At 65.0% G+C, this 13,278-nt stretch carries 14 protein-coding genes and 1 pseudogene; 14 read left to right on the top strand and 1 reads right to left on the bottom strand.

Annotated elements, in window-relative coordinates; genetic code table 11:
• The first annotated feature begins 4 nt into the window (after nucleotides 1-4).
• From SJY40_RS09135 to rnd, 3 genes are all read left to right on the top strand, one after another.
• Nucleotides 5-319, top strand: coding sequence for a cation:proton antiporter (locus SJY40_RS09135; RefSeq protein WP_378945328.1), 315 nt, complete (start codon nucleotides 5-7; stop codon nucleotides 317-319).
• Nucleotides 316-672, top strand: a complete 357-nt coding sequence (gene mnhG / locus SJY40_RS09130) for a monovalent cation/H(+) antiporter subunit G (protein ID WP_378945325.1) — start codon at nucleotides 316-318, stop codon at nucleotides 670-672. Before SJY40_RS09135 ends, mnhG begins: the two co-directional genes overlap by 4 nt.
• A 102-nt stretch (nucleotides 673-774) precedes the next feature.
• Nucleotides 775-1,941 (top strand): ribonuclease D, encoded by a 1,167-nt coding sequence (gene rnd / locus SJY40_RS09125; RefSeq protein ID WP_378948342.1) that lies wholly within the window; start codon nucleotides 775-777, stop codon nucleotides 1,939-1,941.
• A gap of 6 nt (nucleotides 1,942-1,947) precedes the next feature.
• Here the strand turns inward: rnd and SJY40_RS09120 are convergent, their stop codons facing one another.
• Nucleotides 1,948-2,694 carry a PAS domain-containing protein gene (locus SJY40_RS09120; RefSeq protein WP_378945322.1) on the bottom strand — a complete coding sequence of 249 codons (747 nt, stop codon included), beginning with the start codon at nucleotides 2,692-2,694 and terminating at the stop codon, nucleotides 1,948-1,950.
• Nucleotides 2,695-2,954: 260 nt separating this feature from the next.
• Here SJY40_RS09120 and gmk point away from each other — a divergent pair, with 260 nt between their 5' ends.
• The 11 genes and pseudogenes from gmk to SJY40_RS09065 all read left to right on the top strand — a co-directional run bounded on the left by gmk (nucleotide 2,955) and on the right by SJY40_RS09065 (nucleotide 13,278).
• Nucleotides 2,955-3,584, top strand: coding sequence for a guanylate kinase (gene gmk, locus SJY40_RS09115; RefSeq protein ID WP_378948339.1), 630 nt, complete (start codon nucleotides 2,955-2,957; stop codon nucleotides 3,582-3,584).
• Nucleotides 3,584-4,105 (top strand): gamma carbonic anhydrase family protein, encoded by a 522-nt coding sequence (locus SJY40_RS09110; RefSeq protein WP_378945319.1) that lies wholly within the window; start codon nucleotides 3,584-3,586, stop codon nucleotides 4,103-4,105. The genes gmk and SJY40_RS09110 overlap by 1 nt, the downstream gene beginning before the upstream one ends.
• Nucleotides 4,105-5,208 (top strand): sensor histidine kinase, encoded by a 1,104-nt coding sequence (locus SJY40_RS09105; RefSeq protein ID WP_378945316.1) that lies wholly within the window; start codon nucleotides 4,105-4,107, stop codon nucleotides 5,206-5,208. Before SJY40_RS09110 ends, SJY40_RS09105 begins: the two co-directional genes overlap by 1 nt.
• Before the next feature lie 68 nt (nucleotides 5,209-5,276).
• Complete coding sequence (gene rpiA / locus SJY40_RS09100; protein ID WP_378945313.1) at nucleotides 5,277-6,032, top strand: ribose-5-phosphate isomerase RpiA; 756 nt, start codon at nucleotides 5,277-5,279, stop codon at nucleotides 6,030-6,032.
• A gap of 4 nt (nucleotides 6,033-6,036) precedes the next feature.
• Nucleotides 6,037-7,416, top strand: coding sequence for a glutathione-disulfide reductase (gene gorA / locus SJY40_RS09095; protein ID WP_378945310.1), 1,380 nt, complete (start codon nucleotides 6,037-6,039; stop codon nucleotides 7,414-7,416).
• 107 nt (nucleotides 7,417-7,523) lie between these two features.
• Nucleotides 7,524-8,717: an FtsH protease activity modulator HflK gene (hflK, locus tag SJY40_RS09090; protein ID WP_378945308.1), complete on the top strand. Its 1,194-nt coding sequence runs from the start codon at nucleotides 7,524-7,526 to the stop codon at nucleotides 8,715-8,717.
• Nucleotides 8,717-9,590, top strand: a pseudogene (gene hflC, locus SJY40_RS09085) (protease modulator HflC); the annotation flags it as partial. The gene hflK and the pseudogene hflC, both read left to right, overlap by 1 nt.
• 370 nt (nucleotides 9,591-9,960) lie before the next feature.
• The gene (locus SJY40_RS09080; RefSeq protein ID WP_378945305.1) at nucleotides 9,961-10,128 is read left to right on the top strand and encodes a hypothetical protein; all 168 of its coding nucleotides are present in this window, start codon (nucleotides 9,961-9,963) and stop codon (nucleotides 10,126-10,128) included.
• Nucleotides 10,129-10,304: 176 nt separating this feature from the next.
• Nucleotides 10,305-11,720, top strand: a complete 1,416-nt coding sequence (locus SJY40_RS09075; RefSeq protein ID WP_378948336.1) for a Do family serine endopeptidase — start codon at nucleotides 10,305-10,307, stop codon at nucleotides 11,718-11,720.
• Between the two features lie 102 nt (nucleotides 11,721-11,822).
• Entirely contained in the window at nucleotides 11,823-12,146 is a 324-nt protein-coding gene (locus SJY40_RS09070; protein ID WP_378945302.1) for a 2Fe-2S iron-sulfur cluster-binding protein, read from the top strand.
• A gap of 208 nt (nucleotides 12,147-12,354) precedes the next feature.
• Nucleotides 12,355-13,278, top strand: a complete 924-nt coding sequence (locus SJY40_RS09065; RefSeq protein WP_378945300.1) for a bile acid:sodium symporter family protein — start codon at nucleotides 12,355-12,357, stop codon at nucleotides 13,276-13,278.

Below are 13,278 nucleotides of genomic sequence, written 5' to 3'. Positions count from 1 at the left end.
CACCATGAGCCTTCTTGACGACGCAATCCTTCTTGGCTTCGCCCTTGTCATCCTGGGCGTGACCCTGGCCGCCATCCGGCTGATAAAGGGGCCGACGCTGGCCGACCGGATCGTGGCGCTGGACCTGATGACGATCCAGCTGGTGGCCTTTGGCGGTCTGGCGGCACTGCAGGCCGACAGCGCGGCGTTTCTGGACGTGGCCGTTGTGCTGGCGCTGGTCGGCTTTCTGGCGACGGTCTGCCTTGCCCGTTATCTGGAGCGGCGGATCACGCTGAAATCCATCGACCTGCAGAAGGCCAAGGAAAGGGAAGAAGCATGATCATGGATCTGATCATCGCGGCATTGACCGTGGGCGGGGGGTTCTTCTGCCTTGGCGCGGGCCTTGGCGTGCTGCGCCTGCCGGACCTGCTGAACCGGATGCATGCCTCGACCAAGGCGGGGACGCTTGGGGTGGGGATGATCCTGCTGGCCGTGGGCCTTGCCTTCGACGAGGCGACGGTGCTGGCGCGTGCCATGGCGGCCTTCCTGTTCGTGCTGCTGACCGCCCCGGTGGCGGCGCATCTGATCGGGCGGGCGGCCTTCCGGACCGGCGTTCCGATGAAGCCCGGCACCGCCTGCGAACCCGGCGTGGCCGAAGCGTTGCGTTCGCGTCCCGCCAATACCGAGGATTAGGGCCGCGCGACGAACGGGGGTTTCCAAACCTTCGGGGCGGGCGTAAATCTGGCTGAAAGGCGGACGAACCGCCGCATCTGAAAGACCCGCATGAGCCAAGACATCCCCACGATCACCCGCACCGAAGACCTTGCCCGCTTCTGCGAGGCCGCGAAATCCGCCCCCTATGTCACCGTCAACACCGAGTTCCTGCGCGAGCGGACCTATTGGTCCAAGCTGTGCCTGATCCAGCTGGCGGTGCCGCCGGCAGGTGGTGCCAAGGCCGAAGGCGGCGAGGCCGTGCTGGTCGATCCGCTGGCCGACGGGCTGTCGCTGGAGCCGCTTTACGATCTGTTCCGCCACACCGGTACGGTCAAGGTTTTCCATGCTGCCCGTCAGGATCTGGAAATCTTCTTCCACGACGCGCAGATCTTCCCGACGCCGCTGTTCGACACTCAGGTCGCCGCCATGGTCTGCGGCTTCGGCGAACAGGTCGGATACGAGACGCTGGTCCGCAAGATCGCCAAGGCGAACCTCGACAAGTCCTCGCGCTTTACCGATTGGTCGCTGCGGCCGCTGTCGGATGCGCAGAAGGCCTATGCGCTGGCCGATGTGACGCATCTGCGGGTCATCTATGAATATCTGGCCGCCGAACTGGCCAAGACCGGCCGCGAGGCATGGGTCGCCGAAGAAGTGGCTGTTCTGGAAAACCCCGAAACCTATATCACCCGCCCCGAGGAAGCTTGGCTGAAGGTGCGCACCCGCACCAATTCGCCGCGTTTCCTGGCGATCCTGCGTGAGCTGGCCAAGTTCCGCGAATCCTATGCGCAGGCCCGCGATATTCCGCGCAGTCGCGTCTACAAGGATGATGCGATGATCGAGGTCGCCTCGACCAAGCCGCAATCCGAGGGCGATCTGGGCCGGTCCCGTCTGTTGCTGCGCGAGGCGCGCAAAGGCGACATCGCCGCCGGTATCATCGCCGCCGTCAAGGCCGGTCTGGAAAGCAAGGATCTGCCCCAGCCCAAGGGCGAGGAACCCGGCAAGCCCGGCAATGCCGCGCTGTCGGACCTGCTGCGCGTGTTGTTGAAGGCCAAGGCCGATGCGGCGGGCGTTGCGCCCAAGCTGATCGCGTCGTCAAGCGATCTGGATGCCATCGCCACCGGCGATCGCGATCTGCCTGCGCTTGGCGGCTGGCGGGCGACCGTCTTTGGCGACGATGCCCTGCGGCTGGCCGCGGGCGAGATTGCGCTGTCGGCCCATAATGGTGCGGTCAAGGTCGTCACGGTCTGAAACGACCTACCCCTGGTCGCCCGAGGGTGGCCGGGGCGCGATGACACGGAACATGGCGCGACGTTCCTCGGGTGTGCTCTCGGCCAGCTTGGCGGGCGGGGCAGGAGTGAAATCGCGCGCGCCTTCGGCAAAACCCATGGCCGAGGGCGAAGGCGCAAGGGTCGTCCCCCCTTCGATCACCGGCATCACCTCGTCTTCGATCAGGTCGAAGCGGCGCGGGGCCACGCCCGCATCGCCGACGGCAATCAGGCAGCCGAGCGCCCGCGTGACATCCCCCAGATCCGACCGCAGCGGCAGCAGCAGCATCTGCGCCTTGAGTTCGGGGCGCGCATATTCCGATTTCGCCCCCAAGGTCAGATGCGCGATCTGCGGCGCCTTGAAGACGCTTTCCAGCACATCCGAAAACCGGCCCCGCGAACTGGTGTTCAGGAAGGCGCAGATCGGCATGCCGCGCACCTCCATCCCCATCAGGTCAATTAGATGCCGTCCGGCAAGGCGCAGTCGCCCCGCGCCGGGTGCGATGCGTTCCAGAATGAAGGCGTAATCCAGCGCCCGCGCAATTCCGCGCGGGTCAACATCCGTGCGGGCAGGAACCGCGCGGCCCTTGCGCAACCCGTCCCAATAGGCGCGGATGTCGCGCAGGGTGCGTTCCGGATTGCAGCCCTCATAGTCCTGCATATGCAGGACGCGGCCCGCATTCAGCGGCGTGATATTGCCCGGGGGCGTCTGTTTCGTATCGTCGCGATCCGGCACCGATGACCTCTGACCAGTTTGCCGGGCATAGCCTGTGCTGCCCGATCCGCATGACTTGAATACCCCCAAGGCGGCAATTCGCACAGTCCTTTCATGAACGGATGGTTAAGCGGGATTGTTGCATCTGTTTCAAATGTCCCTGATTTTATTGCGGATGGCCGTTGCATGACGGTCGGATGATCCGGGGTTGACCGATGGACGCGCTTTGGGCCATCCCCGTGCAAAAGCGCCGGGACACGAAGGAAGGACCCTTGAAGATGATGAACCGAACGGGCCTGATGATCATCCTGTCCTCGCCCTCGGGGGCCGGAAAATCGACGCTGGCGCGGCGGTTGATGGATTGGGATCCGACGCTCAGTTTTTCGGTGTCGGCGACGACCCGCCCCCCGCGTGAAGGCGAGATCGACGGGGTGCATTACTATTTCAGCTCGCGTCAGCAGTTCCAGACGCTGGTCGAAACCGATCAGATGCTGGAACACGCCGAGGTCTTTGGCAACTTTTATGGCAGCCCGCGCGGGCCGGTGGAAAAGGCCATGAACGACGGGCGCGACACGCTGTTTGATGTCGATTGGCAGGGCGGGCAGCAGATCCGCGCCTCGGCGCTTGGCGGGCATGTCGTTTCGATCTTCGTGCTGCCGCCATCCCTGCCTGAACTGGAACGCCGCCTTCGCAGCCGCGGGCAGGACAGCGAGGAGGTCATCGCCGGTCGCATGCTGAAGAGCCGGGACGAGATCAGCCATTGGGCCGAATACGATTACGTCCTGGTCAACGACGATCTGGACCGGACCGAGGCCGACCTGCGCGCCATCCTGACTGCCGAACGCCTGCGCCGCGACCGGCAGGCGGGCCTTGGCGGCTTCGTCAAGAAGCTGATGGCCGAGGAGGCGTGATGATCTGGACGCTGGACGACATCACCCCGCAGATCGCCGCTTCGGCTTGGGTGGCCCCTGACGCGCAGATCATGGGCAATGTCGTGCTGGAGGATCAGGCCTCGGTCTGGTTCGGGGCCGTCCTGCGTGGCGACAATGAAGAAATCCGCATCGGCGCGGGCAGCAACGTTCAGGACCTGTCGTGCCTGCACACCGATCCCGGCCATCCGCTGCGCATCGGGCGCGACTGCACCATCGGCCACCGCGCCATCCTGCATGGTTGCACCATCGGTGACGGCGCGCTGATCGGAATGGGGGCGACGGTCCTGAACGGCGCCACGATCGGCGAAGGCGCATTGATCGGCGCCGGAGCCCTGATCGCCGAGGGCAAGAAAATCCCCGCGGGCGCCTTGGTCATGGGCGCGCCGGGCAAGGTGATCCGCATGCTGGATGATGATGCCATCGCCGGACTGCGGGCCTCGGCTGCGCGCTATCGCGCGAATGCGGCGCGGTTCCGTGACGGGCTGAGGGCCGCGGACTGATGGGCGCGCTGCGTCGCGTGTCGGGGTTTCTGGACGGCGTGCCGGTGCCGATGCTGGCGGTCGATCAGACGGCCCGCGTCGTCGCGGCCAACCAGCAGGCGGTCGCGATGTTCGGCAATGATCCGGTCGGCCGCCCCTTTGTCACCGTGCTGCGCCAGCCCTTTGTCGTGCAGGCCGTCGATTGGGTCCTGAACCCGGATGCCGCCCCCGCGCCCGTTCCCGACCCGGCCCTGCCGACCGTGCCTGAAGGCGTAGTGACCCTGCGCGCGCAATTCGCCGCTGACGGGCGCGACATCGTGGCCGAGGTGACGGTCGCGCCGCTGCCTTCGGCCCTTGGGCGGGGCGCGACGATTGCCGTCATCGACCGATCCGTCCAGGAAGAGGCCGAACAGATGCGCCGCGATTTCGTGGCCAACGTCAGCCATGAACTGAAGACGCCTCTGACCGGCATGATCGGCTTCATCGAGACGCTGCGCGGCCCTGCGCGCGACGATGCCCGCGCCCGCGACCGCTTTCTGGACATCATGCAGCGCGAGGCGGGGCGCATGAGCCGGCTGATCAGCGATCTTCTGTCGCTGAGCCGCGTGCAGGCCGAGGAACGGCGCAGGCCCTCGGGGCAGGTCGATCTGGCATCGCTGCTGCAAGGCGTTCTGGCGATGATGACGCCGCGCGCCGAGGAAGCCGGTCTGCGGGTCGTCGCCCAGGGGCTGGACGATGCCATCCGCCTGCCGGGCGATCCCGACCAGCTGACGCAGGTTTTCCAGAACCTGATCGAGAACGCCATCAAATACGGCGCCGCGGGGAATGAGGTCGGTATCACCGTCAGCCGCATCGCGCATGAACCGTTGTTGCGGGGCCCGGGCTGGGCGGTTGCCATTTCCGATCAAGGCGAGGGCATCGAGGAACAGCATCTGCCGCGCCTGACGGAACGCTTCTATCGGGTGGACACGCATCGCGCGCGGGCGCAGGGCGGGACGGGTCTGGGACTGTCGATCGTCAAGCATATCGTGAACCGCCACCGTGGTCGCTTGCGCATCGAAAGCACCCGCGGAGAGGGCAGCCGCTTCACCGTGATCCTGCCCGAAGGATTGGCCCGCGGCTGACGTCCCCCCCTCGCGCTTTGGGCGGCCATGACCTATAAGCGGGCCATATCATCCAAGAGGAAACCGTCATGTCGCAATCGTTGCAGGTCGATCCGGCCAAGCTGGCCGCCTCGAAGGCCGCCGTCGCCCTGGTGCAGGACGGGATGCGCCTTGGTCTGGGCACAGGGTCCACCGCCAGCATCATGGTGCGCGTGCTGGCCGAACGCGTCAAGGCCGAGGGTCTGACGCTGCGCTGCGCCGCCACATCCAAGGCGACCGCCGATCTGGCGACTGAACTGGGGTTGCAGGTGGAGACGCTGGACCAGATCGGCTGGCTGGACATGACCATCGACGGCGCCGATGAGGTCGATCCTCATCTGCATCTGATCAAGGGCGGCGGGGCGGCGCATCTGCGCGAAAAGATCGTCGCCTATGCCAGCGACCGCATGGTCGTCATCGCCGATCCCGGCAAGGTCGTGGAGACGCTTGGCGCCTTCCCCCTGCCGGTCGAGGTTCTGCAATTCGGCTTCGAAACCACGCGCAAGCTGATCCGCCGCGCGTTGGAGGGGCTGGACCTTGGTGCCCATGACGTGCTGCAGCGGCTGGACGGCAGCGACGCGCTGATCACGGATGAAGGCAATTACATCCTGGACCTGAATCTGCAGGTCATCCCCGACGCGGCCGGTCTGGCCCGCGCATTGGCGGCCATTCCCGGCGTCGTCGAGCACGGGCTGTTCCTGGGCACCTGCGACCTTGCGATCATCGGCCGCGCCGATGGCACGGTTGTGGAACTGGCCCGCGATGCCGATATCGACGCCGACATGCTGGCCCACGAAGGAGAATGAACGCGTGACTTTCGACTATGATCTGTTCGTCATCGGTGGCGGCTCGGGCGGTGTGCGTGCGGCGCGCATCGCGGCTGGTGAACATGGCGCCAAGGTCGGTCTGGCCGAGGAAAGCCGCCTTGGCGGCACCTGCGTCATCCGTGGCTGCGTGCCCAAGAAGCTGATGATCTTCGCATCCCAAGCCGGCAACATGCAGGCCGAAATGCAGGGCTATGGCTGGCCCGACGCCAAAACCGGCGATTTCAGCTGGGAGATCTATCGCGAAAAGCAGGATGCCGAACTGACGCGGCTGGAGCTGATCTATCGCGCCGGTCTGGAACGCGCGGGCGTCGAGGTCCACGACCAGCGCGCCAAGCTGGCCGACCACCACACGGTCGAACTGGCCGATGGCACGCGCATGACCGCCAAGCATATCCTGATCGCCACGGGTGGCCGCCCCGCCAAGATCGGCGTTCCGGGCGAAGAGCACGCGATGATCTCGGACGATCTGTTCCTGATGGACAAGCTGCCCAAGCGGGTTCTGCTGGTCGGCGGCGGTTTCATCGCCTGCGAATTCGCGACCATCCTTGCGGGATTGGGTGTGGACACCGTGCAGGCCTATCGCGGCGATGCGGTCCTGCGCGGTTTCGACCGCGAGGCGCGCGATCTGGCGACGCTGCAACTGTCGCATCAGGGCATCGACCTGCGGCTTGGCATCACGCCGACGCGGCTGGACAAGGGTGCGGACGGCATCACCGTGTCTTTCGACGACGACAGTACCGACCGCTTCGACGCGGTGATGTTCGCCACCGGCCGCGACCCCTACAGCTGGGGCCTGGGTCTGGAGAATACGCAGGTCAAGACGCAGCCCAACGGCGCGATCATCGTGGACGAATGGTCGCAGACCAGCGTGCCCTCGGTCTATGCCGTGGGTGATGTCACCAACCGCGTCAACCTGACGCCGGTGGCGATCCGTGAAGGCCACAGCTTTGCCGACACGGTCTTTGGCAACAAGCCCCGCACCGTCGATCACAGCATCGTCGCCAGCGCCGTCTATCTGCGCCCGCATGAATTGGGCAGCGTCGGCCTGACCGAGGAAGAGGCCGTGCTGCGCGGTCCCGTCGATGTCTATTCCACCGTCTTCCGGCCGATGCGGTCGATGTTTGCGGGCAGCGATGCGCGGATGATGATGAAATTGCTGGTCGATCCCAAGACCGACAAGGTGCTTGGCTGCCATATCTTCGGCCCCGAGGCCGGCGAGATGATCCAGCTGTCCGCCATCCCCATCGGCATGGGCGCGACCAAGGCGCAATTCGACGCCACCATTGCCGTTCACCCAACCGCAGCCGAGGAACTGGTGACAATGCGCCAACCCTCGCGGCGTCACCACGGGGTGCCCGGCTAGGGGGCGCGGCCCTAAGCCGCAGTGGCAGGGGGCTGACGGGGTTGACATTTCCCCCGCCAGCCCCAGTTTTCAAGTAACGGAATTTACAACGAAAGAAGGTCGATCGGATGGCTAATCAGGGCCCCTGGGGCGGAGGCGGCGGAGGAAACGGCGGCGGTGATGATGAGGATCGCGGCAAGCGGCCTTCCGATCGTCCATGGGGCGACAAGCAGCCCCCCAACGGGCCGCGTCGTCCCGGACAGGGTGATCCCCAACGCCCCGAGATCGACGAACTGATGAAGAAGGGCCAGGAACGCCTGCGCGTGCTGATGGGCGGTCGCGGGAATGGCGGCGGCACCGGTGGTGGCGGACGTGGTCCCTCGGGTCCGAATTTTGGCCTGAACCGTACCACGATCGCCGTGGCGGGTCTGGCTGTCGTGGCGCTCTGGGCCTTTTCCAGCTTCTATCGCGTGCAGACGAACGAACAGAGCGTCGAGTTCCTGTTCGGGCGCTCCGTCGCTGTTGGCACCGAGGGTCTGAACTTTGCCCCCTGGCCCTTCGTCACCGCCGAGGTCGTGGCCGTCACCAACGAACGCACCACGGAAATCGGCACCGGCCGTGCCGGTCCGACCGACACCGGTCTGATGCTGACGCGCGACCAGAACATCGTGGACATGGAATATCAGGTCGTTTGGAACATCCGCGACCCCGAGATGTATCTGTTCAACCTGGCTGACCCTGCCGACACGATCCGTGCCGTGGCCGAATCCGCCATGCGCGACATCATCGCGCGCAGCGAACTGGCGCCGATTCTGAACCGCGACCGTGGGTCCATCGCCACCGATCTGCGCGAAGCCGTGCAGTCGACGCTGGACGAATACCAGTCGGGCATCAATGTCATCCGCGTCAACCTTGACCGAGCCGACCCCCCCGAGGAGGTCATCGACGCCTTCCGCGAGGTTCAGGCAGCCCAGCAGGAACGCGACCGCCTTGAGAAAGAGGCCGACGCCTATGCCAACCGTGTTCTGGCTCAGGCCCGTGGTGACGCGGCGCAGACGTTGGAACAGGCCGAAGGTTACCGCGCTCAGGCCGTCAACAACGCCTCGGGTGAGGCCGCGCGCTTCAACTCGATCTATGAGGAATATGTGAACGCCCCCGAAGTGACCCGTCGCCGGATGTATCTGGAAACGATGGAAGAAGTCTTTGGTGGCATCAACAAGATCATCATCGGTGAGGGTCTGAACGACGGTTCGGGGCAGGGGGTCGTGCCCTATCTGCCGCTGGATCAGCTGCGATCCAACAACTCCGGAGGGACGAACTGATGGCATCCGCTAAGAAAGCTCTCTCGGTTCTGGCACTTCCTGCGCTGGTCGTCGTGGCTGTCGTCGCCGCATCGTCGCTGTTCATCGTGGACGAACGCGAAAAGGCGCTGGTTTTGCGCCTTGGCCGAGTCGTCGATGTGCAGGAAACGCCGGGATTGGGCTTTAAACTGCCCTTCATCGACAATGTCGTGAAATATGACGGTCGTATCCTTGGCCTGCCGACCAGCCCGCTGGAAGTCACGCCGCTGGATGATCGTCGTCTGGTCGTAGATGCATTCGCCCGCTGGCGCATCACCGATCCCGTCCGCTTCCGTCAGGCTGTCGGTGCTGCCGGCGTGCAGGCTGCACAGCAGCGTCTGCAGCCGATCGTGGTCGATGCCATCCGTGGCGTTCTGGGTACCGTACCGTCAACAACTGTGCTGTCTGACGACCGCACGACGCTGATGAACCAGATCCGCGACGAGGCCCGTGACAATTCGGGTGGTCTTGGCGTTGAAATCATCGACGTCCGTCTGACCCGCACCGACCTGCCCGAGCAGAACCTGAACGCCACCTATGGCCGGATGCGTGCTGAACGTCAGCGTGAAGCCGCGGACGAAATCGCTCGCGGTGGCGAGGCTGCACAGCGCGTTCGCGCCGCAGCCGACCGGACCGTAGTCGAGTTGACCTCGGAAGCCAGCCGCCGCGCCGAGATTGCCCGAGGCGAGGCTGATGCACAGCGCAACGCCATCTATGCCGATGCCTATGGCCGCGATCCGGAATTCTTTGCCTTTACCCGGTCGCTGACATCCTATCAGCGGGCGCTTGGCGGGGAAAACAGCTCGATGGTTATCCAGCCGGACAGCGAGTTCTTCACCTATCTGTCCAATGATGGTGGCGCGAACGCCAATCCGGCCTCGACCCCGGTGCCCAAGGGCAATTCGGCGCAGAACGTCACCGCGCCGAAGCCCGAAGCCGAAGCCGAGGACGAGGATCTGGTCACCCCCGAGGTCACCGACCGCGAAGGCAACCGTTTGGGCGAGGCTGCAGGCGTGCGTCTGACGCCGGTTCCCGAAAGTCTGGCCACCCCGCCGCAGGAACCATCCGAAATCGTCGCCCCCGAGACGCCGATTCAGGATCAGCCCGCGGATCAGGGTGCGGATCAGGACGCCGAAGCCGTGTCCGATCAGGAACCTGCCGCCGAACCTGTGCCCGACGCGGCCCCCGAGGATGCCGATCCGCAGGAAACGGCCCCCGCGAATTGATGGAAGACAACAGCGGGCGGAGGGAAACCTTCGCCCGCTTCTGCAACAAAAATCACGATCAGTTCACAAAGCGAGAGCGTGGTTCATTTGCAACTTGCCATGGATTTGCGTTCAACTTCTGCCGCAGCTTCGCGGTCACGCGCTGCCCTGCTGCTTTCGAAACATGAGGACGTTCAGCATGAAATCGCTCTTTCCGCGCCATCTGATGACCGCATCGGCGCTGGCCCTTGCGGTGGGCCTTGGTTACGCAGGCGCGCAGCAGGTCGAACCTGCCAATGACGATGTATCCCCGCAGGTCAGCCAGCAGGCGCAGGATGCCGCCGACAAGAACCAGCCGCTTGGCATGGATGCCGCAACCGCCGAACCCGCGCAGGTGATGCCCGGCAGCTTTGCCGATCTGACGGAACAGGTCTCGCCTGCCGTGGTAAACATCACCACCACATCGGTCGTGTCCCAGCCAACCGGTGGCGGCCCCGCTTTCCCCGAAGGCAGCCCGTTTTCCGACCTGTTCCGCGAGTTCGGCTTTCCTGGTGGGCCGGGCGGACCCGATGGCGGACAATCGCCCCGCGCACCGCAGCGCTCGAACGCGCTTGGGTCGGGGTTCGTGGTGTCGGCTGACGGCTATATCGTGACCAACAACCATGTCATCGACGGCGCTGACCAGATCGAGATCGAGTTCTATTCGGGCGAAACCCTGCCCGCCGAGGTTGTCGGCACCGACCCCAATACCGACGTCGCCCTGCTGAAGGTTGAAAGCAAGAAGGCCATCCCCTTCGTCGGTTTCGGCAATAGCGATAATGCACGGGTCGGTGACTGGGTTCTGGCCCTGGGCAACCCTCTGGGGCAGGGCTTCTCGGCCAGCTCGGGGATCGTGTCGGCGCGGAACCGCGAACTCTCGGGCACCTACGATGATTACCTTCAGACCGATGCCGCCATCAACCGTGGCAACTCGGGCGGGCCGCTGTTCAACCTGAAGGGCGAAGTCATTGGCGTGAATACCGCCATCCTGTCGCCCAACGGCGGTTCGATCGGCATCGGCTTTTCCATGGCGTCGAACGTCGTGTCACAGGTCGTCGATCAGCTGCGCGAATTCGGTGAAACTCGTCGCGGTTGGCTGGGCGTCATGATTCAGGACGTCACCCCCGAAATGGCCGAAGCCATGAGCCTTGACGCCAAAGGCGGCGCGATGATCACGGACGTGCCCGAAGGTCCGGCCCGCGATGCGGGTCTGGAAACCGGCGATGTCATCATCGGCTTTGACGGTCAGACGGTCGAAGACACCCGCGGCCTTGTGCGCCGCGTGGCCGAAGCGCCCTCGGGCGATACGGTACAGGTTGAAGTGGTGCGCGACGGCAAGGCGCAGCAGATCGACGTGACGCTTGGCCGACGCGAAACCGCGCAGGGCGAAGGCGGCAGCCCCGCCCCATCCGATGAACCAACCGAGACCGATTTGCTGGGCATGTCCCTGACGCCCCTGACGCCGGAAATGGCGCAGGAACTGGGCGTGTCGCCCGACGCCAAGGGCATTGCCATCACCGATGTCGATCCCGAAGGCGCTGCCGCCGACAAGGGTCTGGCGCCCGGCGATGTCATCACCGATGTGAACCAGCAGAAGGTCACCACCATCAAGGACCTGCAGGACCGTGTCGCCGAGGCACGCGATGCGGGCCGCAAGTCGGTGCTGATGCTGATCCGCCGCGGGGGCGAGCCGCTGTTCGTGGCGCTGACCCTGTCGGATGAGGACAAGCCCTCCGAATGACGCCACGGCGGTGAAGCGACAGGGGGGCGGTCCTTCGGGGCTGCCCCTTTTCAAATCGGTGACGATTGGCTAACCCGACCATGAAACAAGGGAACAAGCGACATGGCGAAGATTACCTACATCGAACATAACGGCACCCATCACGACGTCGAGGTCCGCCCCGGCATGACCGTGATGGAGGGTGCGCGCGACAATGGCGTTCCGGGCATCGACGCCGATTGCGGCGGGGCCTGCGCCTGTTCGACCTGCCACGTCTATGTCGATCCCGCCTGGCTGGACAAGCTGCCCGCCCGCGACCCGATGGAGGAGGACATGCTGGACTTTGCTTTCCAGCCCGACCCCGAACGGTCGCGCCTGACCTGCCAGATCAAGGTCACCGAGGCGCTGGACGGTCTGGTCGTCCAACTGCCCGAACGCCAGATCTGACCGCGGCGCCATAGCGCCACGACAGGCCGCGCCCCCGATGACGGGGCGCGGTCTTGTCATGTCGGGTGATGCGGGTGGGGCACATGACGGTGGAAAAACTTTCCGACTTGTTGGTCGAGGCGGCATCACCGGTTGTACCTGCACCGTCACCCCGCTAAGCGCGGCGCCGAATGGATGGCGCAGTTTTCATGCGCAACAGGAGGATGACTTGAAGATCCTGACACGAATTTCACGGTTTGTCGGCAATACATTTGCGGTCTGGGTTCTGCTGTTCGCGGTCCTGGGGTTCTTCATGCCCCAGACCTTCCGCCAGCTGACGCCTTGGATCGTGCCGCTGCTGGGGATCATCATGTTCGGGATGGGTCTGACCATCTCGGGCCGCGATTTCGCCGAAGTCTTCCGCCGTCCCGTCGATGTGGGCATCGGCGTGGTGTCACAATTCGCCATTATGCCGCTGCTGGCGGTTTTGCTGACCCGCGTCATCCCCATGTCCCCCGAGGTTGCCGCCGGTGTCATCCTGGTCGGCTGCTGCCCCGGCGGGACGTCCTCGAACGTGATGACCTATCTGGCCAAGGGCGACACGGCGCTGTCGGTGGCCTGTACCAGCGTCACCACGTTGCTGGCGCCCATCGTCACGCCCTTCCTGATGCTGATGCTGGCCAGCGAATACTTGCCGGTCGATGCGGGTGCGATGTTCGTCTCGATCCTGAAGCTGGTCCTGCTGCCGCTGGCGCTTGGGTTCCTGGCACAGCGGCTGGTGCCGGGGCTGGTGCGCACGGCGGTGCCGGTGCTGCCGCTGGTCAGCGTCACGGGCATCGTGCTGATCGTCGCGGCGGTCGTCGGGGCCTCAAAGGGGGCGATCGCGGAATCGGGGCTGATGATCCTGGCGGTCGTCGTGCTGCACAATGGTCTGGGATATTTGGTGGGCTTCCTTGCGGCACGCGCGGCGGGGCTGACCCTTGCGCGGCGCAAGGCCATCGCCATCGAGGTCGGCATGCAGAATTCGGGATTGGCCGCGGCACTGGCGACGGCCTATTTTTCGCCGGTGGCGGCGGTTCCGGCGGCGATCTTCAGCGTCTGGCACAATATCTCGGGTGCCATCGTGGCCAGCGTTTTGGCGCGCCTGAAGTAA

The organism is Paracoccus sp. R86501 (assembly GCF_042466435.1).
GTDB lineage: Bacteria > Pseudomonadota > Alphaproteobacteria > Rhodobacterales > Rhodobacteraceae > Paracoccus.
This window is presented reverse-complemented; position numbering and strand designations above follow the sequence as displayed.

Excerpts from the sequence above, each read along its gene's own strand:
- SJY40_RS09135 (WP_378945328.1), top strand. The coding sequence starts at position 5 with ATGAGCCTTCTTGACGACGCAATCCTTCTTGGCTTCGCCCTTGTCATC.
- mnhG (WP_378945325.1), top strand. The coding sequence starts at position 316 with ATGATCATGGATCTGATCATCGCGGCATTGACCGTGGGCGGGGGGTTC.
- gmk (WP_378948339.1), top strand. The coding sequence starts at position 2,955 with ATGAACCGAACGGGCCTGATGATCATCCTGTCCTCGCCCTCGGGGGCC.
- SJY40_RS09110 (WP_378945319.1), top strand. The coding sequence starts at position 3,584 with ATGATCTGGACGCTGGACGACATCACCCCGCAGATCGCCGCTTCGGCT.
- SJY40_RS09105 (WP_378945316.1), top strand. The coding sequence starts at position 4,105 with ATGGGCGCGCTGCGTCGCGTGTCGGGGTTTCTGGACGGCGTGCCGGTG.
- rpiA (WP_378945313.1), top strand. The coding sequence starts at position 5,277 with ATGTCGCAATCGTTGCAGGTCGATCCGGCCAAGCTGGCCGCCTCGAAG.
- hflK (WP_378945308.1), top strand. The coding sequence starts at position 7,524 with ATGGCTAATCAGGGCCCCTGGGGCGGAGGCGGCGGAGGAAACGGCGGC.
- SJY40_RS09080 (WP_378945305.1), top strand. The coding sequence starts at position 9,961 with ATGGAAGACAACAGCGGGCGGAGGGAAACCTTCGCCCGCTTCTGCAAC.
- SJY40_RS09075 (WP_378948336.1), top strand. The coding sequence starts at position 10,305 with ATGGATGCCGCAACCGCCGAACCCGCGCAGGTGATGCCCGGCAGCTTT.
- SJY40_RS09070 (WP_378945302.1), top strand. The coding sequence starts at position 11,823 with ATGGCGAAGATTACCTACATCGAACATAACGGCACCCATCACGACGTC.